The sequence below is a fragment of the Plantibacter lichenum genome (assembly GCF_050587525.1).
GTDB lineage: Bacteria > Actinomycetota > Actinomycetes > Actinomycetales > Microbacteriaceae > Plantibacter.
This window is the reverse complement of sequence record NZ_JBOBFT010000009.1, coordinates 89,108-114,150: the sequence shown is the minus strand read 5'-3', so window position 1 is coordinate 114,150 and position 25,043 is coordinate 89,108. Positions and strand designations below refer to the sequence as shown.

Here is a 25,043-nt window from a genome sequence, read left to right as displayed (position 1 = left end):
GACGGCCGAAGGGCTCGGGCTAGACTGACCTCGTCGCGGGCCGACCGCTCTCCGTTACTCCGATTGGACCGACATCCGAATGCTCTCCGCCCAGAACCGCGACCTCGAAACCACTGCCGCCGACGCGAGGTACCGACGCCGCTGGTTGACCTTCCTCGTCACCTTCTTCGCGGTCCTCGCGCCCATGGTGCTGTGGGCGTTCGCGGTTCCACTCGCGTCGGCTCCAGACGAAGCGTCTCACCTCATCCGCGCAGCAGCGGTCGCTCGGGGGCAGATCGTGTCGGAGCGGTTGGACTCCAGCCCAACCCTCACGCGGGCCGAGATACCGGAAAACATTGCGAATGCGCTCGGGCTCACCTGCTTCGCGTTCAAGTCGGACATCGATGCGAGCTGCCAGGCGGAGACCCGAAACACTTCGGACGATTTGGTCATCACGGGCGGCACTGCAGGACTGAACAGTCCCGTTTACTACGCCGCGGTCGGGTTGCCCTCGCTGTTCTTGGGAGGCGACGCCGCCTACTACGGCATGCGCATCATGAGTGCCGTGCTCTCCGCGTTCGCCTTCGCGGTGCTCGTGATGCAGCTGAGCCTCATGCGACGTTCACGGTGGGCCTTCGTCGGGGCAATCGTCGGTATCACCCCGATGGCGCTGTACCTCGGCGGCGTCGTGAATCCGAACGGTGTCGAAGTCGCATCAGCGGGCGCTCTTCTCGTCACGATGCTCGCGATGTCTCGCGGCACGTTCACTGGACGGCGACTCTTGGAACAGGCCGCGCTGGCCCTCGTGAGTGCCGTACTGCTCATGAGCACGCGGAGCATCTCGTTGCTGTGGCTGCTGCTCATCGCCCTGCTCGCGATCTTCCTCGGTAACCGGGACCGCGTGCTGTCGCTCCTCCGGTCGCCCGCGGGTTGGCTCCTGCTCGGCGGCACCGGCCTGGCCGCGATCGCGACCGTCGTCTGGTATCTCAACCCGCCTGCCCTCGCCGGAGGTTCCTCGTCCAACGTTTCCCTCGTCGGCTACGCCTTCGCCGCCCTGGCGACGCTCGTGCACTCGTTCGACTACATCGCGGGAATGATCGGCCTCTTCGGCTGGGTCGACACGCCGGCCCCGTCCATGACGAACGCCGTCTGGATGGCCGCGATCCTTGGGCTCATCGTCGTTGCCCTCGTCTGGGGGCGACGTCGCACCGGTGCCACCGTCTGGGCGATGATCGCCGTCTGCTTGTTCGTGCCCGTCGTCACGCAGCTGTCGCTCTACGCCCAGTACGGCTACGTCTGGCAAGGCCGTTACATGCTCGCCATGCTCCTCTGTCTGCTCATCCTTGCGGGTGTGGCACTCGACGACGCGGGAATCGGCATCACGGTCGGGCGGACTCGTTTGGTCACTTCCCTGTTCGTGCTACTCGCCATCGGGCACGTGTTCGCGTTCGTGACCGCGCTCTGGCGGTACGTCGCTGGGCTCGACGCCGACATCGGACAGTTCGTCTTCGACGGCGCTTGGCAGCCCCCGCTCGGGTGGAAGGCGCTCGCGGCGCTCTTCGTCGTGACCGTCGGGATCGGCTTCTGGCTGGCTCGTCGCTCGTTCATCCTCGCGTGCGATGTCGATGCCGCCCGCTCCACCTGCACTTCTCACTCCGAGCGCACTGTCTCGGAGCGTCTGGTCTATTGAGCTGAACCCATACAGCGGGTGAGTTAATCTTCGATGGCTTCGAACGTTTTACTCAGATTACGGATATCTTCCGCCGACAGGCCGGCGCGTTCAGCTCCCAAAGCATTCGCCCCATGCACACGAGCCGGACTGCCGTAGGCCTTCGCGAAAGCCGGGATGTCGTGCGTCACTACAGCAGACATGCCCACCATCGCCCCTTGCCCGATGGAACGACGCTGATGGACGACGGCACCGAGTCCCAGCGTGGCTCCGATGCCCACGCGAACATGGCCGGCGAGCAGCACGCTCGAAGATAGGGTGGCACCGTCCTCGACTGAACTGTCGTGTGCGACGTAGGCCTGGTTCATGATGAATGTGTCGCTACCGATCGTGGTCGGCTCTTTCCAGCCCTGATGAATCTGTGCTGCTTCACGGATCACATTCCGGTCGCCGATCTCGACGCCTGCACCGACCGAGCCGTCGTCCATCGTTGGATGCTTGAACGTGCGCACCTCGGGAGGCGCGCCGATCACCGCGCCGGAACCGATCCAGTTTCCGTCTCCGATGACGACCGGTCCGGTGATGACGACGAAGGGCCCTATCACGTTGTCACGGCCGAGAGAGACCTCACCCGAGATGATGGCCGTGGCATGGATTGCGTTCATCGATTCCTCCGCTATGGGGCGAGCCCGCCCCGCCCGGTATGTTGTCCGACTATCGTAGAGGGGCGGACCACGGGGTCCGTCGAACCAGAGCACGTGAGGCAGCATGATCCCCATCACCACCGTCCGATTCGGCGAGGCAGAGGAACGAAGGGTGCTCGAGGTACTCAGATCCGGTTCGATCGCCCAAGGACCAGTCGTGGCGGAACTGGAATCTCGTTTCGCGGAGCTACAGGGCACACGTCATGCTGTCGCAGTCAACAACGGGACAACCGCGCTGATCGCTGCTCTGCAAGTTCTCGATCTCGAACCGGGCGACGAGGTGATCACCTCTCCGTTTACCTTCGTCGCGACGCTCAATGCCATCTTGCAAGCTGGAGCGACCGCGCGCTTCGCTGATATCCGGGACGACGACTTCAACGTGGATCCGCAATCGATGACCGGTCTCGTCTCGGATCGCACCAAAGTACTGCTCCCAGTTCACCTCTACGGGCAGATGGCTGACATGGCCCCCATTGCAGAGCTCGCTGCCGATCGGGGCCTCTCGATTGTTGAAGACGCTGCTCAGTCCCACGGCGCGGATTACCGCAGCACGCGCGCCGGCGGCTTCGGGCTCGGGACGTTCTCGTTCTATGCGACGAAGAACATCACCACCGCCGAAGGCGGAATGATCACAACGAACGACGACGACCTCGCAGCGCGACTGCGCATCCTCCGGAATCAGGGCATGCGGGCACGATACGAATACCTCATCGCGGGAAACAACTACCGACTCACGGATCTGCAAGCTGCCCTGGCCATTCCGCAACTCGAGCGCTACGAGCAAACGGTGAACATCCGCCGTGCGAATGCAGCTTTCCTTAGTGAGGCCCTGTCCGACGTCGACGGTGTCGTCGTACCGACCTCCCTGCCCGGACGAGGTCACGTCTGGCACCAGTACACGATCCGAGTAACGGCTGAAGCGGCGGTCTCTCGCGACGAGTTCGTGACTGCACTGACGGACCGAGGCATCGGCTGCGGCGTCTACTACCCGAAGCTCCTCGGGGACTACGACGCATACCGTGACCGAGCCGATGTGATCCTCGACGAGACCCCCGTCGCCCGCCGAGTGGCGACGGAAGTTGTGTCGCTTCCCGTTCACACCGATCTCAGCCGATCCGAGCTCGAGACGATCGCAGATGCCGTTCGAGAAGTGGCTGCAGGCCGATGAGCGCGCACCCTCGGAAACGCCTCGCTCTCGTCGGTGCCGGTGTGATGGGCAGCAACCACGCACGGGTCGTGTCCCGCTTCGAAGACGCCGACCTCGTCGCCCTCATCGACCCCAGGGAAGAGAACGGTCGTGCGCTGGCGGATGCGCACGGGGCTCGCTGGTACCCGGAGTTGCCGCCCCTGGAGGGAATCGACGGCGTCATCGTCGCGGCGGCGACGGAGGCACATGTGCCTCTCGCTCGCCAGATCCTCGAGGCGGACGTTCCGCTCCTGTTGGAAAAACCCGTCGCGGCGAATCTCGCGGAATCCGAAGCGATCGTGCAACTCGCGGACGATCGAGACCTGCCACTCATGTGCGGACTCCTCGAACGGTTCAACCCAGCCGTCCTCACCGCACGGTCCTTCATTGAATCACCCGTGCACGTGACTGGGACCAGGCATTCCCCCTACGCTCCTCGAATTCGTACCGGAGTGGCGTGGGACCTCCTCGTCCACGACGTCGATCTCGCAATCATGTTCGCCGGCACATCACCGAGCGAGGTTTCCTCCTCACTCGGGTTCTTCCACGACAAGTCCGTCCCCGGGGCCGAAGACGTCGCGGAGACAGTGCTCACCTTCCCCAGCGGTGCGATCGCGCACGTCTCGGCGAGCCGGATGGGACAGCGGAAGATCAGATCGATGTCCGTCCACGAACGTGATCGCCTCATCGAAATCGACCTCCTCCGACGAGACGTGACCGTGTACCACCATGTCTCCGAGGATCTCGTCGATGGCGCCAACCGCGGATACCGGCAACAGACCGTCATTGAGATTCCAGAACTCGTGACGAGTGTCGAACCGCTCACCGCTCAGTTGGCGCATTTCTGCCGCATCATCGATGGCGCGGACGACGCCGCACAGGAACGCCGCAGCATCCTGCCGTCCCACCGGGTGGTGGACCGCGTTCTCTCTACGGCGGCAGCACAGTGACCTCTGCGCAACAGCCTGAGAACCCGACCGCCTCTCGGATCAAGCGCTTGCTCTGGAATAGCGGCATCCGGTACCTGCTCGTAGGAGCGTCTGCATTCCTCGTTGACATCGGGATGCTCGCCCTGTTCTACCGAGTCTTCGGCTGGGAGCTCTGGGTTGCCACAGCCGCGGCCTTCCTCCTCAGCTTCGTCTACACCTACACCGCGCAGCGGGTCTTCGCCTTCGGTTCGGCCGTCCCCCAAGGCGGCGCACTCATCCGGTATGCGGCCCTCGTCGCATTCAACACCATCGCGACGACGCTGATCGTCTCACTTATCGATTCCACGTTCGCGGGATGGATCGGCGGCAAGATCGTCGCAACTGTCGCAACAACGGTGTGGAATTACTTCGCATATCGGTTCTGGGTGTTCTCACCTCGGTTCCGCCCAGCCGCCGGTTCCGCCGGCCGAGAGGATTAACCGTGTACAACGGAGCCACCATTGCCGCAGTCGTTCCCGCATATCGTGAGGAACGAATGATCTCGACCGTGATCGACACGATGCCAGACTTCATCGACCACATCGTCATCGTCGATGACTGCAGTCCTGACGGAACCAGTCAAGTGGTCGAGGGCAGTTCTGATCCTCGCGTCGTCCTTATTCGCCATGAGGTGAATCAAGGTGTCGGCGGGGCCATCATCACGGGGCACAAACGAGCGATGGAGCTCGGCGCCGACGTCAACGTCATCATGGCCGGCGACGCTCAAATGGATCCCGACTACCTGCCGTCCTTGCTCAACAAGGTCACGGCCGAAGGATACGGGTTCGCAAAGGCAAATCGATTCTTCTCCCCCGAGTCCTTTGCAGGTATGCCTGGTTACCGGGTCTTCGGCAACATCGTGCTTTCATTTCTCACCAAACTCGCATCCGGCTATTGGCACCTCTTCGACCCTCAGAACGGCTACACGGCTGTTCGTACAAGCGTCCTTGAGCGGTTGCCCCTGCATCGGGTTTCCCGCCGCTACAGCTTCGAGAACGATCTTCTGATCCATCTCAACATCCTTCAGGTTCCGGCGATCGACGTACCCATCCCAGCCGTCTACGGGAATGAAGTGTCGAGCATTCGCCTCAGCCGCGTGATCCCAGAGCTCCTGAACCTCCTGACACGAGGCTTCTGGCGACGCATCTGGTACCGATACGTCCTCTGGTCGTTCTCGCCCATCGCGCTGCTGCTATCGCTTGGCATCGTGTTGTTCGCTTTCGGCCTGGGAGTCGCGGTGTGGGTGTGCTTCCAGGTAGCCGCGTCAGTCGTTGCGACTGCCGCGACCGTGATGCTTGCGGCGCTGCCGCTGATGATCGGCACACAGATGCTCATCAGCGCGTTGCAACTGGATATCCAAGCCAGCCCTCAGACGCCGAACGAAGAGCCGTTCACGTCCAAATAGATCGTGCACGGCTCGCCGTTCCCTAGAGCTCTCGTGCCGGATCAGACCGTTGCAGGGCTCGTCGTCAGGAGCGGGGTCGGGTGTGGCTCCGGCGCCTCCGGTTCGCCGCGACCCCGTCGAGGTGCGCCGAGCACGACGAGTAGCCCGGAGGCGAGCACCGTGAGGATGACCCACGGCCAGAATCCGAGTGGCGGCAGCCACAGCGGCGATCGAATCATATCGATCCAGTCGACCGTTGAGCCCGTCGCGTACCGTCGAATGGCTGAAGCCACTCCACCCACATGACCGAGGATCACGAGCGCGCCGATGATCCAGTACGTTCGCTCGACCACTGCCCGCGAGACACGGATGTCATCCTGCTTTGGTCTGACACTCACCGCCACAACGGTGAACACCAGCACAGCGGAGTATGCCACCAAGGTGTAGCGCCCCTGCCAGATGTACCCGGAGTTCGTCACGGACGCCGCCTGAATGAGCGCGGGACCCAGGAAGACTATGGCGAGCATCAAGAGGTACCCGACGAGGAGCCGTCCTCGAAGTGTCGCGGCCGCGGCGAGTGCGAGTCCGACTGCGAGCGCAGACCACAGGACGTAGACGAAGGCGGGGTTCCAAGTGTCAAGCCAGCCGTACACGCCCACGATTCCCGGATCGAATGAGCGATCGAGCAACATCGTGAAGAAGCCGCGGACGGGGCCGACTGTACCTGCTCCTGCGAAGGTGCCGAGATGTCCGAGCGTGTTCGTCGCAGCGATCCATCCCGCTGCTGCGACGGTGGCGAGTCCAACGATTCCCACCGCGGTCCACGTCTGCCATCTCGAAAAGACGCTGCGCAGCCGTGGCCAAGGTGTCGTCACCAGGACCACCAGGATGAACAGGAACAACCAGACCGGCGAGATGCTTCGAGCGTTGACGGTTAGGGCTCCCGCGACGGCGACCCCGGCCATCGACCAGCCAAAACCTCGATCAGGCTCTGGACCGAGGGTCACCTTCAGCAAGAGAGCCAGCACTGCGGCAGAACCTGCGATCTCGAGGGAGTTGGGGTTCACGGAGCCGCTCAGGAAGAACACCATTGGCGTTGCCGCTGCGAGGAAGCCGATTGTCGTCAGAGCGGGCCTGCGGAAGGTCAACAGTGCGGTGAAAACGATGGCGAGCAGAGCCGACGTCAGCGCGGCACTCACCAGTCGCATGCCGAACACGACCTGCTTCGCCTCGGGAAGGATGAGGCTCGGCCACCCCACCAATGCGTAGTACATCGGATTGTAGAGACCGGCCGAAGTTCTCGCATCGGTCAACTCCAGCCCACTGCCGGTGGTGTTCGAACACGACGCGGGAACGGTCGTCTGGAACCCGTAGCATTGCGGCCACGACTGTGCATCCGCAATGCTTCGCGGAACGTGGACACTCGTCCAGGCGGGGAGATCCGTCGCCTCGCCGATCGGCTGTCCCTGGACGACTGCCGCAGCCTTGATGATGTGCGAAGGTTCATCCGGACTCGCTCCGATGGGAGTCGAGATTGCCCACACCGCCGAGAGCAGGAACAACCCCGCCCAGCTGATGAGCAGGACCCTCCATGCGCGAGCAGTGGACCAGGACAACAGACGACGCACGCCTACCCCCTCAAATTGCGAGAACGATGCATCCTCAACGACCGGCCGAACGGCCCAGGTCAGTCTATCGTGAGCGAATCCGATGCCCTGTCAAACCTCCCTGCGCATCTCAGCCTCGCCGAAACCTTCACTGCTCGTGAGCCGCACACCACAAGTACCGTCGTGACGATTAGAGCGGCGCGCCAGTCGGGAACTGGGCTGCGAACCCCTGGCTGACGTCCAGATAGCCCTCAGCAGGTCCTCCGATCGCGATCCAGGTGTCGATGCTCGAGATCGGGCGCTTCGCACCATTCTCCAGCTTGTAGATCGATCCATTGGCAGTTCGAATGAAGGACGTCGCGTCTGCCCCTTTCACCAATATCGAGCAGGACACGTCCGACAGGGCGGTGTAGGAGATCGGATAGGCAGCCGCCAACGCAGCGCTCACCGCGTGGATCTTCCCGCCGGCACTCACGAAGTTCTGTCCACCACACGTCACGCCGTAACCCAGCACGCCTGCGGCCGACGCGTAAGCGGCCAGCGACTGATCACTCACTGTCGAATAGCCGGTCACCCCGAGCTCCGTCGCGGGATCGAAACTCGACATCGCGATCTTGGACGACAATCCGTCGACGAGGTAGATGGTCCCATTGGACGGGCTGCGTACGAGCGAAGTGGGAGCGAGAACCGTGCCGCCGGTTGAGAATTTGCCGATCACCGCTTGCGGAACTGTGGCGATCGAGGGTGATCCGCCGCCCGACAACGCGACGAGGGCGGCCCAAGAACCGACGGGACGCACTGACGCCCCGGCAATGACATACACCGTGGACGTCTGGCCGGACTTCACAAACGAACCCTGGTTGACGGATCCGAGAACGGAGTACCCGTTCACGAATTCTTGGCTTGCTGCGACCGCGGGGAGAATCGACCCATCCGGATCGCCCAGCCATTCATAGCGTCCGCTGGAGGACAGCAGCTGACTTGTCGTCGTTCCGGGTGCGCGCACGACTCCTGTGAACGGTGACGGCGCCGCCGGGATCTTCGCGAGGCTATTCGCGCTCAGCGTTCCGACGCCCGCTGGGGTCAACCCGAGGTCCTGCGACGTGCCTGCATCTGAGCCGAACCGGGATCCCCCGCTCAAGAACGAGAAACTGTTCGAACCGCGTTGCAGAACGAACGCGGAGTCACGCGCGATCGGAGTTCCCAACGGCAACTGAGCGATACCGGCCTCCGTGAGAACGTTGTAACCGCCGGCGTACCCGGCCTCATTCTGCGATCGGGTGTCGAGAATCTCACGCTTGGTGCCCGCGGTGATCGCGTAGCGCCCGCCTTCAGTCGTACCGAGCACGCGAGTCATTGCCGGCCCGGTGACGAAGGCCGCGACCTGTGTGTCCGTGAGTTGGACGTATCCCGTCGAGTCGCATGATCCGCCGTAGTCGACCACGAGCCCGCAGGATCCGAACGGGAGTTTGATCGCGGCGTCGAAGAAGAAGATGGTGCCGTTGGGAGACCGCATGATCCGTCCCACCGCCTGAGCCGTGGTGTACCGGTCGAGATAGGACTGGGAGACATAGCCGACCTGACCGAGCGGCGCCAATGCGGAGACCATGGCCATACTCGTTACCGGGTACTTCTTGTCACCAGACACGAGATACACGCTCGCATTGTCAAGCGTGCGCAACAGATTCGATGCACCCGTGGTCGACCCGTACCAGTCGGTGTAGAGCCGCCAGAAATTGCGATTTCCGTAGGCGCCGCATCCATCCCCCGACCCGTACAGATTAGCGAGCGCAGACGCATTGGGCTGGTAAGGGGTGTAGTTGTACAGGCCGGCGGTCGCCTGATTCTGGATGAACACCTGGCTCGACCCGCACGCTGCGTTGGGGTTGTACCGCACGGTGTTAACTCGTCCTGCAATGTGGTTCCAGCGGCCCGGGTTGGCCGCATAGTTCTTGAACTGAAGCGCGGCGGCGTAGACCTGGTTGAAGAATCCGTAGTAGTTGGCGTCGCAATCCGAGGTGTCAGGGCACCCATAGCCCATTGCCGCCCGGTATTGCTGGTCGGAAGGCCAGGTGTCGCCGACGAGGCTTTGCTCCTTCTCGAGCATCACCAGGAGAACTTTCTGGCTGATGCCGCAGGCAGCCCCCACCTTGGCGATGATCGATGAAGCTCGTTCGTTGGTCGCGCCGCTGTAGGCATCGCAGCGTCCCGATACGGCTGCTCTACTCGGCGTCGACTGCGTGAAGTCCTTCAGGCATTTGTAGCCCGCTCGGCAGGTCGGGACCTGCACATTCAGGAATGACTGAATCTGACCTGCAGACAACGCCCCTCCATCGAAGAAGAGCTGATCAGAGATGATGTTGCCGGCGTTGAAGTCACGCGCATCCGCCGCTTGCACTGACGTGACACTCACGGTGGGCGACGCAACGAGGCCGACAGCGACGACGGCGATCGCAGCAACGATGGCGAAGATTCTGCGTTTCATGGGATCTCCACGGTGCTCGGTGACGAAACGAGCTTCGTCGTTTTTGTAGACGTGTATTCGAGAGTCACGGTCCATGATCCACGAGCGAGATTCGCCGTGGGGACTTGGATCGTCCCGCACGAGGTCTGCGCTCGGTCGGCCGCTCCCGCGTTCGGAACTCGGACTTCATCGACCCCGTTCGTGAAGACGTATTCACACGAACCACCCTCTTCGATGAGGCCGGACACGTAGCCTGAGGCGGATGTGTTCAAGCCGTCGACGTCGACACTCGCGAACACGAGGACCGCCTCGGGCGGCTGTGGCGACGGAGTCGGGTCCTTCGCGGTCGTGTCTCCGCCTTGCAGGGTTGACGGCATTTGCGTCGACGGAGTCGCACCTGGCATCGTGCACGCGCTCACCGTCAACACGACGGCAGTCAGGATGACTGCCGTCAACAATCGATGTGAACGATGCACGTCACTCCCAATCTCGCCGGCTCCACGGCATGCGCCGCGACAATCTGGCTCTAGGCTAGCGGTCGTGTCCCCTGTTCGGGGATAACTTTCGATCTCAGCTTCTGGAATTCCGGGCCCGGATGACACTCCAGTGCTCCCTCCGTGTCTCCGTGACGACATTCAGCTTCCGCCAAGTACACTGTCTACGGCGTTCTCTCGGCTCGAGTAGAGGCGCTCGGAGGCTTGCGTAACACGCACGACTTCGACATACGACGCAGTAGCGTCCGAGATCGAGGAGATCGCGCAGAGCGCCCATGACGACTTATTCCGCTGAGACACGTGAACAACGAGTGGCGTCACTCCCTCTGGACCGAGTCGGACAGGAGTCCGGTTTTTTCACTGGCGCTGCGAGCTCATTGAAGGACATCTGGAACCGTCGCGAGCTCCTCTGGCTCCTCGTCAAACGCGAGGTCCGCGCGAAATACAAGGACAGCTCTCTCGGGCTCGTCTGGAGCCTCTTCCGACCGATCATCCAGCTGCTGATCTACTACTTCGCGATCGGACAGATCCTGGGCGCCGCGCGGACCGTCCCTGACTTCGGAATCTTCGTGTTCATCGGCTTGACGATGTGGGGGCTCTTCAACGAGATCGTCACTCAATCGACGACGGCTGTACTCAACAACGCGGGCTTGGTCAAGAAGGTCTACCTCCCCCGGGAGATCTTCCCGCTGAGCGCCATCGGTTCCGCACTCTTCAACTTCGCAGTGCAATTGCTCGTCCTCGTCGCCGCGACGATCATCCTGTCGGACTTCAATGTGACGCCCGACCTCCTCCTGGCCCCACTCGCGATCCTCACGCTCGTGGTCTTCTCGACAGCCATCGGTCTCACTCTCTCAGCGATCAACGTGTACCTCCGCGACACCCAGCATCTCGTCGAGTTGGCGATCATGGTGCTGTTCTGGGCATCACCCGTCGTGTATTCGTTCACGTTCGTCCACAAGGCACTGCAGGGCAACTGGCTCGAGCAGCTCTATCTGTTGAATCCGGTGACCACCTGCATCATCGCGATGCAGAAGGCACTGTGGACGGCTGGATCGACGGCTACCGGCGCATTCCAGCAGTCCTGGCCGGACGACCTCGTCCTTCGCCTGTCCATCACGCTTCTCGTCGGGATTGTGCTCTTGTGGGTCTCCCAGCGAATCTTCGCTCGTTTGCAGGGCAACTTCGCCCAGGAACTGTAGGCCACGCCATGAACAACAGCAGCACGATCATCCGGGTCGACTCGGTTTCCAAACGATTCACCATGCACAAGGACAAGTCCTTCAAAGAACGGATCGTCAATTTCGGCCGTTCCCGCAAGTTCACCGAGGACTTCTGGGCGCTCCGCGACATCTCACTCGACATTCAGACCGGTACGACCGTTGGTCTCGTCGGCCACAACGGCTCCGGCAAGAGCACGCTTCTCAAGGTCATCGGTGGGATCATCGATCCAACGTCGGGGAACGTTTCCCGACGTGGCCGTATGGCAGCGCTCCTCGAGCTCGGCGCGGGATTCCACCCGGACCTCACAGGTCGCGAGAATGTCTACTTGAACGCCGCCATCCTCGGGCTCACCCGAAAAGAGACTGACCGGTATTTTGATGCGATCGTCGACTTTTCAGGGATCGAAAGCTTCATCGACACGCAGGTGAAGTTCTACAGCTCGGGCATGTACGTCCGACTCGCGTTCGCCGTCGCGGTGCACGTCGACCCTGATCTCCTCCTCGTCGACGAAGTTCTCGCGGTCGGCGACGAACCCTTCCAACGCAAGTGCATGGACAAGATCGCCGAGTTCCAACGAGAGGGTCGGACGATCGTCCTAGTCAGCCACTCCGCCGATCAGGTGGGTCAGATCTGTGATCGGGTGGTCGTCTTGAATCACGGGGAGCTCAAGTTCGACGGCGGGCCCGCAGACGGTCTCCGTGTCCTGCGCTTCGGTTTCGAACAGGAGCGACTCGAGCACATCGCGAAGGAACTCGGTGTGGAGACCGCGCCGGTTCCCCCCGCACACATCACCGGGATCTCGATTCCGGGCGGTGCACCGACGCATGAAGATGCGCCGATCGTCGTTCCCGCCGGAGCGGATCTGACCCTCAGCTTCGCCTACGACCTCGCACACGACCACCCTGCCCTTGTAGCAGGCCTCGCGCTCGAAACGTCGACCGGGCAGCCCGTCTACGGTTTGAACACACGTATGCTCGGCATCGAGATCCCGCACATCGCAGGATCGCACGTCGTCGACTTCGACTTTCCCGACAACGCGCTCGGAGGCGGCCAGTTCGTCGTCCGCGGCAGTCTCGAACAGGCCGATGGAGTGTCGCTGGACCGGCTGAATCCCGCCCTCACGTTCGAAGTCGAACGTCCCGGCGCGGGTTCTGGACTCCTTCGTCTCGACCCGCGGGTTCGAGTTCGCGACTAGGCCGAGACCGGGGTCGCCTGCCAGTTCGCCGAAGCTACCGCCCGACGTGTCCGGCGCGAATCCAGTCCAGCTGCTGGGCGAGGCCCTCCACGAGCGAAGTGCGCGGCCGCCAACCGAGCGACGAGGCCGCCAAACCGCTCGCTCCACCGGTTCGGAAGACATCACCCTGAGCGGCCGTGGTACGCCGCACATCGAGGCGACGGCCTGTGAGCGTCTCGATGGTGCCCAGCACCTCGTTGACAGACACGCTCGAACCCCCGGAGAGGTTCATCACCACCGGGAGTTCACCCTCTGCGTCGCCTGCCCGCAAGAGCGCGTCGACGATGTCGCCGACGTACGTGAACTCGCGGATCTGCTCTCCTGTCCCGTAGACCGTCAGCGCCTCATCGCGTATGGCCGCGGTGAGGAATCGCGTGAATGCCATATCTGGACGCTGCCGAGGCCCGTACACGGTGAAGAACCGGAACGCGACCACCGGCGTTCCATAGTTCTGCCGATAGAGCGCGGCGAGGTGCTCACCTGCGAGTTTCGTCACGCCGTACGGGCTGAACGGCTGCGGTCGGGCGTCTTCGGAAGTCGGGTACGACTCCGCCTGCCCATAGACCGAGGATGAAGACGCGTAGACGAACCGTTTGAGCGACGCCGTCTTCCGTGCCGCCTCGAGGAGTCGCTGCGTCGCGTCAACGTTGTTCCTGGTGTAAACGCCGAAGTCGCCCCCCCATGACTTCCGAACCCCTGGTTGACCTGCAAGATGCAGAACGACGTCCACCCCGTCCAACGCATTCGAGACGTCGAGCGAGTTGAGATCACCTTCGATCATCTCGAACCGATCATGTGTGTTCGACTCCACGTTCGCGCGCTTCAGCGAGACATCATAGTAGTCGGAGAACATGTCGACGCCTCTGACGGTGGCGCCGCGTTGCAGGAGCTGGCGGACGGTCTCGGTTCCGATGAACCCCGCCGCTCCAGTGACCAAGTACTTCACGTTTCTACTTCCTGTTGAATATCGCGCGCAGGGACCGGATCGGCCGGGTGACCGACCAGGAAACAGAGTTCTCGTAGTACTCGCGCAGCTGCTCGATCGATGCTTGCAACTGCTCAACATGTCCAGTCAGCACGACCTGTGTGGCGGCAGCCTCCGTCGTCCGCGTCTCAAGTTCTACCGCCAGTCGTTGGAGCTCGCGATCCTGTCGAGCGACTTCGGCGAGCAACGGGCCCGTCTTGCTCGTACTGATACGTGTGCGTCCGGCGTCGCGTCCACGCTCCACAGGCCAGGCATGCGTCGGCGATTCGTTGTTGTCCTCGCCGAGGCGCACGACACGGACACCGGATACATGGAATGCGACATTTGCCGACAGCTGATCCCTTCTCGAGTAGCGCAACACGTGGTCGAACCACGTCGTCATCGCGCGAGCGACCGCTTCAGTGTGGCGGCGGGCGATCATGCCGTTCCAGGTCGGACGCTCAGACAGCACCTCGGGGTACAGGGTCGAATAGTGCAGGAGCTGCTCATGGACACGGCCGACATCGTCATAATTCAGAGCGATGACTTCGTCGAACTCATCGATGACAGCTTCCCGGCTGCTGTGATCGGACAGCACCAGATCGCCACCCGCTAACCACGAATCCAGTATGTCATTGGGGGACATCCGCAGTTCAACGGAGTTGTCGATGTACAACGACTCATCTGCGAACGCGAGCAGCTCGTGTCCCCGGATCTTGATGTCTCGCTGACTGCGCACGAGATCGAACGGAAAGCGCGGCTCGGTGTACACGATCTCCCACGTGTCACTCTGGGCGGAACGATCGTCAGTGAAGCAGATGAACCGCACTCCGGACCCCGCGGCGATGGGCTGCTCCCCGAGCTGTTCGTATCCCCCGAACAATGCGGTGTAGACCACGCGAGATGCAGGCAAGAAGAACTCCTCTAGGGAAGACGGATCGGGGCGGGACGGCATCGTCTCGCCCGATGCGGGGACGGGCAGGGGCCGCATCGCAAATGCCTAACAGCCTACCAGAGGGCCCTTCCAATCCACCGCGAGCACCCCGGTATGGTTGATGAAACGGGATCGGGGTTCTCTATCGTGCTGCGGAAACATCATGTCGCATTCGTCTATGCCGAGCGGTTCGCGGAGTCCGGTTCGACCATCATGCGAGGGCGACAGCTCAGCGAGCTCGCGCGACAACACCTCGGTTCCCGATTCAGCGTCGACTACGTTCCTCTCGAGGCGTCTCTCCGCGGGAGAACGCTGTTCTTGACGAAGGGCGCGGTCAAGGAGCTCTCCGTCGCCAGAGCCGAGCAATTGCGGGCCGCCGGGAACCGAATCTACGCCGATGTCGTCGATGAGGAGTTGCCGCCGCTGCTCGAGGGCCAACCGGATGCCATCGTCGCGTCCTCGCAGACAGGTTTCATCGATCTCGCGCGACGTCATCCTGAAAGCGAAGTCGTGCTCATCAACCATCATGTCGACCCCAGAGTCATGGCACTCGGGATCGACGCTCCCACGTCCCAGTTCCGAGTCGGTTACTTCGGCGAAACGGTCAATGCCGTCCTGTCACCGCGTCTCGCGGGTCGGGTGGACGTCGTTCCGGTGGACACGTCAACGGCGAGCACTGCCTGGATTGCCAAGTTACCGGGACACGCTCTGCACTATGCGGTCCGCAACACGAGGGAGCTCGATCTCCACAAGCCCTTCCTCAAAGGGTTCACCGCCGCCTGGTGCAGTGCGAACGTGCTCATCCAACGATCGCAATCCGAGGCTGTGCACTGGCTCGGCGAGGACTACCCCTATCTGCTACCAGCCGACCCCCGTGAGCAGGACATCCTGGCCGCCCTCGACGACGCTGCCGCTCAGTTCGGCGGCCCCGTGTGGGCGGACGCCTTAGCTCGAATGGCTGAGATTCGCGATCGGACGACGCCGGAACGGATCGTCCTCGAGCTCAAGCGCGCCCTCACGAGCTGAGCGCGAACGCCTAGCCTTTCGCGAGCTGAGCGCGGATGTCCGCGTACGTCGCTGCAACGCCGTCGTCGAGTGAGGTCAGCCCCGTCTTCCCGAACTCGCCCGTGTACCGGGCCGTGTCGAGGACCACGCGGTCGACGAACGTCGCAGGCGTCTCGCGCAGCTCGATGTCGAAGTCGACCCCGGTGACGCGGCGCAGGGATTCGAACACCTCGGTGATCGATTCGCCCAGTCCACTGCCGAGATTGTAGAGGCTGTGCTCCGTCTCGCGACCGACGAACGGGATGATCATGCGCACGAGGTCTTCGACGTACACGTAGTCGCGCACCATGCTGCCGTCGCCGAACTGGACGACCGGGAGCCCGAGCGCGATCTGGCGGAGCGCGATCGGGATGAGCCCCTGACGACGGTTGATCCGCTGCCTGGTGCCGTACGGGTTGGAGATGCGCAAGGACGTCGATGCGAGGCCGTGACGCGTCCTGAAGTAGCTCAGGTAGTGCTCGATCGCCAGCTTCCCGATGCCGTACGGTGAGATCGGCAGTGCACGATCAGTCTCCGAGTACGTCGTCTTGTCCTGCGGTCCGTAGATCGCGCCGCCCGTGGACGCGAAGTAGAAGTGCTCCACACCCGCGTGGACGCATGCCTCCAGCAGTTCGACGGTCTGGGCGACGTTCGTGCGGATGTCCAGCGTCGGGTCGTTCTCAGCGGTCGCCGGCGTCGTCGTCGACAGGAGGTGAAAGACGGCCTGCTGACCGGCCACGGCCTCTTCGAGGTCCGAACGGCTGAGGAACTCCCCCGCAACCACGGTCGCGGCCGCCGGATCGAACGTCGTCGTACCGCCGCTGAAGCGGTCAAACGCCGTCACGGAATGCCCGTCGGACGCGAGCGCCTCGACGAGGTGGGAGCCGATGAAACCGTTGGCCCCGATGACGAGCGTCTTAGCCACGCATCGCTCGTTCGAACGCGTTCACGAACTGTGTGCCGGAGTCGGCCCAGTCGACGTTCGCGACCGATGCTGACATCGCTATGGACCGTTCGACCCCATCTTCTCGGTCCAGCACCTCAGCCAGTTTCCTTGCGATGGCGCGCGGAGACGGTTGGATGTACTCGATGTTCGGATTGTCCGACACCATACGATTGTTGAGTCCGTCGTTCACGACCGGTGTGACACCGCTCGACATGAGTTCCAGCGGCAGCAACGACATGTTCGTGAGCGACAGCACGAGACCGGCGCCGCACCGGTTGTAGACCTCATTGAGCTTGTTGATCTCCAAACTCGCGAGGTTGTTGTGCTTGAACGGGATGTCGAACTCCGACACGTCCCAGCCGGCGAGGTTGATCATCACGTCCGGCTTCAGCGCGGCGAACTCCGTGAGCGCGAGGATGCCGAGCTCGAACGCGCGCCGAGGCGTGACCGGACGAGCGTAGAAGAAGATCTCCTGACGGCGCTCGAGGTTCGTGACGCTGTAGTGGGCCTTGTCCACCGCGAAGTCGAACGAATCGCAAGCCATGCCGTAGTCCGTGCTGAGCTTGTGCTTCAGCCACCCGCCCGCGGTGATGCCGTGGAAGCCGAACTTGTAGGTGTTCTCGGCGAGGATCGCTTCCGAACCGAGCGGGTAGAAGAGCGGTTCGAAGTCCTGCACGAAGTAGAACCTGCGAGCCGACGACGTGTCGCGGTAGGCGGGGTACGCCGTCTCCCACCCGGTGGCGAAGAGCGCCTGGGTGTCTGGGTGCACTCCGGCGACGCGGTCGTACTCCACGATGTCCGCTTTGAGATCCGGATAGGCGGACGACTGCTTCAGCATCGTCTTGGTCGCAGCGATGGTCGGCCCGGCGCCCACGTTGTCGTACAGGTAGATGGTGCACTCATGGCCGGCCTGCTCGGCGAAGTTGATGAACCGGAACAGGTTCTGGTGGCCCCCGCTCTCCTTGCCGGGAGGCGACATGATCCACGCGATGCGAACCGGACCGTCGTCGACGGTCACGGGCGAGGTGAGGTAGGGAGCGGGCTCTGTCCAGTCGACGTCCGAAACGTCGAGCGAGTCGACGAGCATGGTACCGACGGGCGTGCGGGTCAGGAGCTTGATGGCGGTGCGCTGGGCGATGTACCCGGCGAAGTTGCGCGGGCCCTCGTCCTTCAAGAGCTTCCGAGCTCTCCCCAGGCGCTGACGGAAACGGTTCACGGCCATCTCTAGACCTGCTCGCCGAGCAGTGTCTGCAGGTAACGGCCGTAGCCGCTCTTCACGAGCGGCGCGGCGATGACGGCGAGCTGCGCGTCGTCGATCCACCCGGCTCGCCAGGCGATCTCCTCGATGCAGCCGACCTTGAAGCCCTGGCGGTCTTCGATGACGCGCACGTACTCGGACGCCTGCATCATCGACTCGAAGGTGCCGGTGTCGAGCCAGGCGGTTCCGCGGTCGAGCACCTGGACCTGAAGCGAACCCTGCTGGAGGTACCGCTCGTTGACGGTCGAGATCTCGAGTTCGCCGCGAGCGCTCGGCTCGATCGTCTTCGCGATCTCGACGATCGAGTTGTCGTAGAAGTACAGACCGGGGACCGCGTAGTTGCTCTTCGGGTTCGCCGGCTTCTCCTCGATGGAGAGCGCGGTGAAGTTGTCGTCGAACTCCACGACGCCGTACGCCTTCGGGTCGGCCACCTGGTAGGCGAAGATGAGCGCGCCGTCGATGTCATTGTGGCTGCGGAGCGCGGAACCGAGGCCGGTTCCGTGGAAGATATTGTCGCCGAGGACGAGTGCGACGCTCTCGTCGCCGATGAACTCCTCGCCGATGATGAACGCCTGCGCGAGGCCGTCCGGGGAGGGCTGCACGGCGTACTCCAGGCGGATGCCGAGCTCGGAGCCGTCGCCGAGGAGCGCTCGGAACTGCGCGTTGTACTCGGGCGTCGTGATGATGAGGATCTCTTTGATCCCCGCCATCATGAGCGTCGACAAGGGGTAGTAGATCATCGGCTTGTCGTAGATGGGCATGAGCTGCTTGGAGATGCCCTTGGTGATGGGCCACAGCCGCGTGCCAGATCCTCCGGCGAGAATGATGCCGCGCATGGTCAGTTCCCCTTCAGGGTCTCGTAGAAGGCGCGTGACGCCTCCCAGGTGGGCAGCAGTCCGCTCGCGGCGGCCTCAGAGAGGCCGGGGGCCTCGGTGTCCTTCGGCGACAGCAGCGGCTCGCCCGCCTCCGGCGGAAAGACGAGGCCGATCTCGGTGTCGAGCGGGTTGATGCCGTGCTCGCGCTCCGGGCGGTACACGTCCGTGACGAGGTAGCTGACGGTCGCGTCGTCGGTCAACGCCACGAAGCAGTGGCCGAGGCCCTCCGAGACGAAGATGGCACGGCGGTCCGTGTCGTCGAGCAGGACGGAGTCCCACTGGCCGAAGGTCGGTGAGCCGACCCGGATGTCGATGACGTAGTCGAGCACGGCACCACGCGTGGCGGTGACGTACTTCGCCTGGCCGATGGGGATGTCGGCGAAGTGGATGCCCCTGACCGAGCCGCGCTTCGAGACGGAGGTGTTGGACTGGGCGAGCTTGATGGATCGTCCCGTCGCCTCCTCGAGCTTGTCGAAGCGGTACCACTCGAGGAAGACACCTCGGTCGTCACCGAACTGCTTCGGGGTGATCTCGTAGCTGTCTGGCACATTCAGTTCGCGGATCTGCACCCGAGGAGTCTAGCAAGCCGCGCACATCGGGACTGAGGAGTGCCTGCGAGACAGATCGAGCGTCAAGCTGCTGGCTCGCCCAATTTCCGGAGTTGGCGGAGCCCCCGAACCGCGTTCCGCACCTGTTCGACCGACACGGTGTCGTGACGCAACTCGAGAAGGTTCGGCAACGCTCGGGACCGCAACACCGACGTCGCCTGCACGGCGTCGATGCGATCAAGGGTGGCGCGCGACACCCTTTGAGGATCAGACGACTGCAACTGTTCGAGCCGCGTCGCATACTGCGCGTCGAGATCTCGAGACGACGGATCGAGAGCAGTCACGAGCAGCACTCCGGTCGGTGCAGTGTTCACCGGGACGATGACGAGGTCGGGGCGTGCCTCACGGAGGATTTCCGCCACCTTGAATACGTCTCCGGCCCAGTAAAAAGTCTGTCGGTCACGCGCCGCTTCCTCCACCGACCTTGGAAGCATGTCATCGAGAACAATGACCCCGGTGGGCGACATGAGTCGCTCCACGTTGACGAAATCACGATAGGCGAACTCGGCGAGGTGCATTCCATCAATGAATGCCAAGTCGATCGGGAGTCCCCCGAAATGACGAAGCGGGTCGGCCCGGGCAAAGAACTCGTCACTCGTCGTGCGCGCGAGCTGCAGGTCGCACTCGAGTTCGGTCAGAATACCGAACTCCGGATCGATTCCAATCGATTTTGCCCGAGACAGTGCGAGACTCCGGCCATCGTTCACTCCGATCTCGAGATACGTTCGCGGCTGAATGAGACTGTGCAGCCCCTCCAAGAATTGGTGCCTCGTCATCTGCGGAGGCGTGAATCGAACGGCGGGATGTTCCGCTGCCGGTCCAGGAACGTGTTCCGCTTCCACTGGCGCGCTCCGCCCCTGATCGAGCCAGGTGGCCAGACGGCGCCTCGTGCTTTCCTCCGTGTGACGGAGTTGCTGGAGTCGAGGTTCCCCTGCGATCGCGGTGACAACAGACCCGACCTTGCTTCTGAGCGACATGGGCACAGCATACCCACGCGCCGCGATCCGGCGCCCGACTGTGACGGCAGTGAGCTCTGCCGGATGGGGTGGACGGTACCATTGCAGAGTCTCACCGAGAGGACCACACCCTTGTCTTACCTGATCACCGGAGCATCCGGCATGCTCGGCCACGACCTGCAGGAAGCCCTCGCCGGGCGCGACGTCACGGCCCTCGGCCGCGCCGACCTGGACGTCACCGACCTGGAGGCCGTCCGCGCCGCGGTCGCCGGCCACGATGTCGTCATCAATGCCGCCGCGTACACGAAGGTCGACGACGCGGAGACGCACGAGGACGACGCTCACGCCGTCAACGCCCTCGGTGCGGAGAACCTCGCGATCGCCGCCCGAGAAGCCGGCGCGAAGCTCGTCCAGGTGTCCACGGACTACGTCTTCGACGGCTCGGCGACGACGCCATACCAGGAGACGGAACCGCTCGACCCGATCAGTGCGTACGGCCGCACGAAGGCCGACGGCGAGCGCGCCGTCCGCGCCGAGCACCCCACCGGCAGCTACATCGTCCGTACCGCATGGCTCTACGGCGAGCACGGCCCGAATTTCGCAGCGACCATGGCGAAGCTCGCCGCGAACGGCGTCTCCCCGAGCGTCGTCACCGACCAAGTCGGCCAGCCCACGTGGACCGTCGACCTCGCGAGGCAGATTGTCGCTCTCCTCGACGCCGACGCCCCGGCCGGGATCTACCACGGCACGAACTCGGGCGTCGCGACCTGGCAGGACTTCGCCAAGGCCGTGTTCAGCGCGGTCGGCGTCGACCCGGAACGCGTCCTCCCCACGGACAGCAGTGCCTTCGTGCGTCCCGCTCCTCGTCCCGCGTACTCGGTCCTCGGCCACGACGCATGGGCGAACGCGGGCCTGAGCCCCATGCGCGACTGGCGTGAGGCTCTCGCCGAGGCCGCGGAGCGCGGAGCCGTGGCCGCGCGATGACGACCCTCCGCGTCATCGTCGACCAGATCGCCGCTCCCGTGCCCGGCGGCATCGGCCGCTATACGGAAGAACTCACGCGGGAACTCATCGCTTCGGCTCCCGCTGGCTGCGAGGTGGAGGGCATCGTCTCCGCGCTGCCCAAGGAGAAACTCGACGCCGTCGAAGCGACCCTGCCGGGCCTGGCACGACTCCACCGCACGACGCTCCCCCGACGCGAGCTCAGCGCCGCCTGGCAGCTCGGCATCGTCACGCCCGGCCTGCAGACCGGAATGGTCCACGCACCCGGCATGCTCGCACCCCTCACGCGCCACGACCGCGTCAACGACGGCAATCAGATCGTCGTCACCGTGCACGACACGCTCGCGTGGTCGCACCCGGAATCGCTCACGCCCTTCTCGGTCGCCTGGCAGAAGGCCATGGTCAAGCGCGCACGCAAGCACGCAGACGCGATCGTCGTCCCCACCCACGCCGTCGCTGAGGAGCTGCGCTCGATCGTCGACTTCGGCGACCGCATCCGCGTCATCGGCGGGGCTGCGGCAAGCGCGCTGACGCTCCCGACCGACAGCGACGGACGCGCCCGCACCCTCGATCTCCCGGACTCGTACCTCCTCACGATGGGCTCGCTCGACCCGCGCCGCGGCGTCACCGAACTCATCACGGGGCTCGGCCGCCCCGGCGCACCCGACCTCCCGCTCCTCATCGTGGGACCGGATACCTGGGGCGACATCACGCTCGCCGAGGTCGCTGATGAAGCCGGCCTGCCCGAAGGCCGGGTCCGCGCGCTCGGCTTCCTCGACGACGCCGATCTCGCGGTCGTCCTGGATCGCGCATCGGCGTTCGTCTACCCGAGCCTGGCGGAGGGCTTCGGCCTGCCGCTCGTCGAGGCCTTCCGCTTCGGCACCCCCGTCATCCATTCCGACTCCCCCGCGCTCGTGGAGGTCGGCGGCGGCGCAGGCGTCGTCGTCGAGACCGGCGCCAAGGGCTACCCGGAGCGGCTCGTCGCGGCCATCGACTCCGTGCTCGGCGACACCGATCGCCGCCACCAGCTGCGCGTGCTCGGCATGGACCGCGAGCAGGCGTTCAGCTGGCGCGACTCCGCCGAGCGCGTCTGGCAGCTCCACGCCGACCTCTGATCCGCGCCACGGACCTCTGATCCGCGCCGCGCGTTCATCAGCGCGGACCCGTCATCGCGTCCCGACGCCGACCTCTACCTCTGGGCCCCGTTCACAACTCAGGAGCGATGCGGCGTGTCGCGCGCACTGAACGGCGTGTCGCGGCCGACACGCCGGGCGTCTCCTGAGTTGTGAACACAGCGCCGCGACGCAGGCTCAGCGTCCTTCGGTCCTCGGCCATCCGCTCCGACCCTGATCAGACCTCGATCAGGGCGCGAACGGACTCAGCCAACGGGCGACGGTGACGGCGTCGTCGGCCAGAGCGTGTCGTGCACCATCTGCTGCATGAGCGCGTAGTCGGGCTCTTCCGGGTCGATCGTCGGAGGCGTGAACTCCACGCTCGACAGCCCCTGGTCCTTCGTCTTCGAGGCGAGGTTCACGAAGTAGCCGAGCGATCCCTGAGGCACGTCCGTCTTCACCACGTCCGGGCTGGCCTTGGCGATGTCCTGGAAGTGCGTCAGCACGTTCGTCACGGAGAACTGGGCGAGCATCGCCTGCTGCACCTGGCGCTGGCGGTCGATGCGGTCGTAGTCGGTGGAGCCGTGGCGAGCACGGGCGTACATGAGCGCGTGCCAGCCGTCCATGTGCTGCTTGCCCGGCTCGATCCACTCGGTGACGTTGCTCAGATCGGCGTCGCCATCCATCGGCACACGGCTCTTCGCATCGATCTCGATTCCGCCGAGCGCGTCGATGAGCTGCGCGAACCCGTACATGTCCACGAGCACGTAGTACTGGATCTTCAGCCCGGTGATGCCTTCAGCGGCCTGGCGCATCGCTTCGATGCCCGGCTCGCTGCCCTGGGCCACCGCGTTCGGGAAGAGATCCGGGTTCTTCAGCTCGACCTCGGTGTAGATGGAGTTGAGCTGGCAGACGTCGACGTTGCAGTCGTCGTTGTACCCGTCGGGGTAGAGGGTCGACATCTCGGAACCGGCGGGGAACGGGACGTCGATGAGGTCGCGCGGCAGACCGAACGCAGTCGCTTTGCCCGTCTCGACGTTGACGCTGATCACGGAAGTGCTGTCCGGTCGCATGCCGTCGCGGTCGGGGCCTGCGTCACCACCCAGCAGCAGGAAGTTGTAGTACCCGTCGACCGGTTCCTTCGATGGCAGCGCCGTGAAGATCGAGGTGATCGTGCCGCGAGCCGATCCGGCGACCACAGCGCCGTAGCCCGCCGTTCCCGCGACCGCGACGAGCGCGACCGTGGCGAACAGGGCGACGCCGAAGCGTGCGTTCGGCGAAGCCTTCACGAGACGTACGAGTCGCAGCGTGTCGAGGGTCAGGATGATCCAGAGCACCGCGTAGAGCGCGAGGAGCACCTGCACGGCCGTGAGCGCGAACCAGTTCGTGGCGACCGTGTAGATGACCGTCGGCCACAGGAAGAAGACGACGACCGCGGCGATGAGGAGCAGCCAGAGGGTGAGCGTGCAGCCGAGGCCGAAGCGTCCGAGCCGACGGTTGCCGGCGAGGACCTGCGCCGATCCCGGGATCAGCACGTTGAGGAGGACCAGCCACCAGGCGCGCTTGGTCATCACCTCGCGTGAGCGGGTGTCCGGGTATCGAATCGGCTTCGACGGAGCTGCTGCGCTGCTCATAGCTGTGACTTGAGGTTCCTGTTCTTCTCCTCGACCTGCGCGGCGAGATCGGTCGCATAGTCGGCGAGCTTGTCCGTGAGGGACTCGTCCGCGGTCGCGAGGACCTTCACGGCGATGAGTCCGGCGTTCTTGGCACCACCGATCGAGACGGTCGCGACGGGCACGCCCGCCGGCATCTGCACGATCGACAGGAGCGAGTCGAGGCCGTCGAGCCGGGAGAGCGGGACGGGCACGCCGACGACGGGGAGCGTCGTGACAGAGGCCAACATGCCTGGCAGATGGGCTGCGCCGCCCGCACCCGCGATGATGACTTTGAGGCCGCGACCGTGCGCAGCTTTGCCGTAGTCGATCATCTTCTCCGGGGTCCGGTGCGCAGAGAGCACCTCGACCTCGTACGGGACGCCGAAGTCGCGAAGGATCTGGGCGGCGTCGCTCATGACGGGCCAGTCGGAATCCGAACCCATGACCACGCCGACGAGCGGCGTCGAGGAAGAGAGATCAGGCATGATGACCATGGTAGGTCCAGGTGCCTGTACGTCCCCTCACGACGCGCGGCCGACAGGTGTGGTTCGGACGGATGGCACCCGATTCGTGCAAACCGGCTGGAATTCTGGAACAATGGCTTCCGAAGGGGAGTAGTTCCCGCGGTCCATGCAGATGGACGAAGAGGCATGTCGACACACTGGTCCGCAATCGGACCCGGCATGTCACCCGGATCCAGGTCCGGGCGAACGAGACCTTCGGTTCACACGCGACGCGTGCGGCCGGAGTCTTCCGACTTCCGGTCGTTCGAGACC

At 63.9% G+C, this 25,043-nt stretch carries 22 protein-coding genes; 10 read left to right on the top strand and 12 right to left on the bottom strand.

The annotated features are described in order from the left end of the window. Window positions 1–79 precede the first annotated feature (79 nt). On the top strand, window positions 80–1,669 hold the full coding sequence (locus ACQ3HB_RS13605) for a DUF2142 domain-containing protein (RefSeq protein ID WP_430920603.1): 1,590 nt from the start codon (window positions 80–82) through the stop codon (window positions 1,667–1,669). Window positions 1,670–1,692: 23 nt separating this feature from the next. Here the strand turns inward: ACQ3HB_RS13605 and ACQ3HB_RS13600 are convergent, their stop codons facing one another. After that, complete coding sequence (locus ACQ3HB_RS13600; RefSeq protein ID WP_430920602.1) at window positions 1,693–2,313, bottom strand: acyl-ACP--UDP-N- acetylglucosamine O-acyltransferase; 621 nt, start codon at window positions 2,311–2,313, stop codon at window positions 1,693–1,695. 103 nt (window positions 2,314–2,416) lie between these two features. On the opposite strand from ACQ3HB_RS13600, the gene ACQ3HB_RS13595 reads away from it, so the two are divergent. Genes ACQ3HB_RS13595 through ACQ3HB_RS13580 form a run of 4 tightly spaced genes read left to right on the top strand, consistent with a single transcriptional unit; the run spans window position 2,417 to window position 5,911 of the window. Beyond that, a complete protein-coding gene (locus tag ACQ3HB_RS13595) occupies window positions 2,417–3,520 on the top strand; it encodes a DegT/DnrJ/EryC1/StrS family aminotransferase (protein WP_430920601.1) in 1,104 nt (367 codons plus the stop codon). Beyond that, entirely contained in the window at window positions 3,517–4,488 is a 972-nt protein-coding gene (locus ACQ3HB_RS13590) for a Gfo/Idh/MocA family protein (protein WP_430920600.1), read from the top strand. The genes ACQ3HB_RS13595 and ACQ3HB_RS13590 overlap by 4 nt, the downstream gene beginning before the upstream one ends. A gap of 47 nt (window positions 4,489–4,535) precedes the next feature. Continuing rightward, entirely contained in the window at window positions 4,536–4,946 is a 411-nt protein-coding gene (locus ACQ3HB_RS13585) for a GtrA family protein (protein ID WP_430920599.1), read from the top strand. A gap of 2 nt (window positions 4,947–4,948) precedes the next feature. Beyond that, the gene (locus tag ACQ3HB_RS13580; RefSeq protein ID WP_430920598.1) at window positions 4,949–5,911 is read left to right on the top strand and encodes a glycosyltransferase family 2 protein; all 963 of its coding nucleotides are present in this window, start codon (window positions 4,949–4,951) and stop codon (window positions 5,909–5,911) included. Between the two features lie 41 nt (window positions 5,912–5,952). Here ACQ3HB_RS13580 and ACQ3HB_RS13575 read toward each other — a convergent pair whose 3' ends face one another. Then, window positions 5,953–7,518, bottom strand: coding sequence for a DUF2142 domain-containing protein (locus ACQ3HB_RS13575; protein ID WP_430920597.1), 1,566 nt, complete (start codon window positions 7,516–7,518; stop codon window positions 5,953–5,955). 169 nt (window positions 7,519–7,687) lie between these two features. Continuing rightward, complete coding sequence (locus ACQ3HB_RS13570) at window positions 7,688–9,982, bottom strand: hypothetical protein (protein ID WP_430920596.1); 2,295 nt, start codon at window positions 9,980–9,982, stop codon at window positions 7,688–7,690. 850 nt (window positions 9,983–10,832) lie between these two features. Here ACQ3HB_RS13570 and ACQ3HB_RS13565 point away from each other — a divergent pair. Both ACQ3HB_RS13565 and ACQ3HB_RS13560 read left to right on the top strand, forming a co-directional pair. After that, a complete protein-coding gene (locus tag ACQ3HB_RS13565; RefSeq protein WP_430920595.1) occupies window positions 10,833–11,657 on the top strand; it encodes an ABC transporter permease in 825 nt (274 codons plus the stop codon). An 8-nt stretch (window positions 11,658–11,665) separates the two neighbouring features. Then, a complete protein-coding gene (locus tag ACQ3HB_RS13560; protein ID WP_430920594.1) occupies window positions 11,666–12,874 on the top strand; it encodes an ABC transporter ATP-binding protein in 1,209 nt (402 codons plus the stop codon). Window positions 12,875–12,908: 34 nt separating this feature from the next. Here the strand turns inward: ACQ3HB_RS13560 and ACQ3HB_RS13555 are convergent, their stop codons facing one another. Continuing rightward, window positions 12,909–13,859 carry an NAD-dependent epimerase/dehydratase family protein gene (locus tag ACQ3HB_RS13555; protein WP_430920593.1) on the bottom strand — a complete coding sequence of 317 codons (951 nt, stop codon included), beginning with the start codon at window positions 13,857–13,859 and terminating at the stop codon, window positions 12,909–12,911. A gap of 4 nt (window positions 13,860–13,863) precedes the next feature. Continuing rightward, complete coding sequence (locus ACQ3HB_RS13550; RefSeq protein WP_430920592.1) at window positions 13,864–14,868, bottom strand: glycosyltransferase domain-containing protein; 1,005 nt, start codon at window positions 14,866–14,868, stop codon at window positions 13,864–13,866. 57 nt (window positions 14,869–14,925) lie between these two features. On the opposite strand from ACQ3HB_RS13550, the gene ACQ3HB_RS13545 reads away from it, so the two are divergent. Beyond that, window positions 14,926–15,837 carry a hypothetical protein gene (locus ACQ3HB_RS13545; RefSeq protein WP_430920591.1) on the top strand — a complete coding sequence of 304 codons (912 nt, stop codon included), beginning with the start codon at window positions 14,926–14,928 and terminating at the stop codon, window positions 15,835–15,837. A gap of 10 nt (window positions 15,838–15,847) precedes the next feature. On the opposite strand, the gene ACQ3HB_RS13540 is transcribed toward ACQ3HB_RS13545, so the two are convergent. The 5 genes from ACQ3HB_RS13540 to ACQ3HB_RS13520 all read right to left on the bottom strand — a co-directional run bounded on the left by ACQ3HB_RS13540 (window position 15,848) and on the right by ACQ3HB_RS13520 (window position 20,519). Beyond that, on the bottom strand, window positions 15,848–16,780 hold the full coding sequence (locus ACQ3HB_RS13540; RefSeq protein WP_430920590.1) for an NAD-dependent epimerase/dehydratase family protein: 933 nt from the start codon (window positions 16,778–16,780) through the stop codon (window positions 15,848–15,850). Next, window positions 16,773–18,023: a rhamnosyltransferase WsaF family glycosyltransferase gene (locus ACQ3HB_RS13535; protein WP_430920589.1), complete on the bottom strand. Its 1,251-nt coding sequence runs from the start codon at window positions 18,021–18,023 to the stop codon at window positions 16,773–16,775. Before ACQ3HB_RS13535 ends, ACQ3HB_RS13540 begins: the two co-directional genes overlap by 8 nt. Before the next feature lie 2 nt (window positions 18,024–18,025). Next, window positions 18,026–18,895, bottom strand: coding sequence for a glucose-1-phosphate thymidylyltransferase RfbA (gene rfbA, locus ACQ3HB_RS13530; RefSeq protein ID WP_430920588.1), 870 nt, complete (start codon window positions 18,893–18,895; stop codon window positions 18,026–18,028). 2 nt (window positions 18,896–18,897) lie between these two features. Beyond that, a complete protein-coding gene (locus ACQ3HB_RS13525; RefSeq protein WP_430920587.1) occupies window positions 18,898–19,503 on the bottom strand; it encodes a dTDP-4-dehydrorhamnose 3,5-epimerase family protein in 606 nt (201 codons plus the stop codon). 62 nt (window positions 19,504–19,565) lie between these two features. Beyond that, window positions 19,566–20,519, bottom strand: a complete 954-nt coding sequence (locus ACQ3HB_RS13520) for a class I SAM-dependent methyltransferase (protein WP_430920586.1) — start codon at window positions 20,517–20,519, stop codon at window positions 19,566–19,568. Window positions 20,520–20,582: 63 nt separating this feature from the next. Here ACQ3HB_RS13520 and rfbD point away from each other — a divergent pair, with 63 nt between their 5' ends. Both rfbD and ACQ3HB_RS13510 read left to right on the top strand, forming a co-directional pair. Beyond that, window positions 20,583–21,482, top strand: coding sequence for a dTDP-4-dehydrorhamnose reductase (gene rfbD, locus ACQ3HB_RS13515; protein WP_430920585.1), 900 nt, complete (start codon window positions 20,583–20,585; stop codon window positions 21,480–21,482). Beyond that, a complete protein-coding gene (locus ACQ3HB_RS13510; protein WP_430920584.1) occupies window positions 21,479–22,615 on the top strand; it encodes a glycosyltransferase family 4 protein in 1,137 nt (378 codons plus the stop codon). The genes rfbD and ACQ3HB_RS13510 overlap by 4 nt, the downstream gene beginning before the upstream one ends. 263 nt (window positions 22,616–22,878) lie before the next feature. Here the strand turns inward: ACQ3HB_RS13510 and ACQ3HB_RS13505 are convergent, their stop codons facing one another. After that, window positions 22,879–24,246: an LCP family protein gene (locus ACQ3HB_RS13505; RefSeq protein WP_430920583.1), complete on the bottom strand. Its 1,368-nt coding sequence runs from the start codon at window positions 24,244–24,246 to the stop codon at window positions 22,879–22,881. Further along, window positions 24,243–24,761 (bottom strand): 5-(carboxyamino)imidazole ribonucleotide mutase, encoded by a 519-nt coding sequence (purE, locus tag ACQ3HB_RS13500; RefSeq protein WP_430920582.1) that lies wholly within the window; start codon window positions 24,759–24,761, stop codon window positions 24,243–24,245. Before purE ends, ACQ3HB_RS13505 begins: the two co-directional genes overlap by 4 nt. Between the last annotated feature and the right edge of the window lie 282 nt (window positions 24,762–25,043).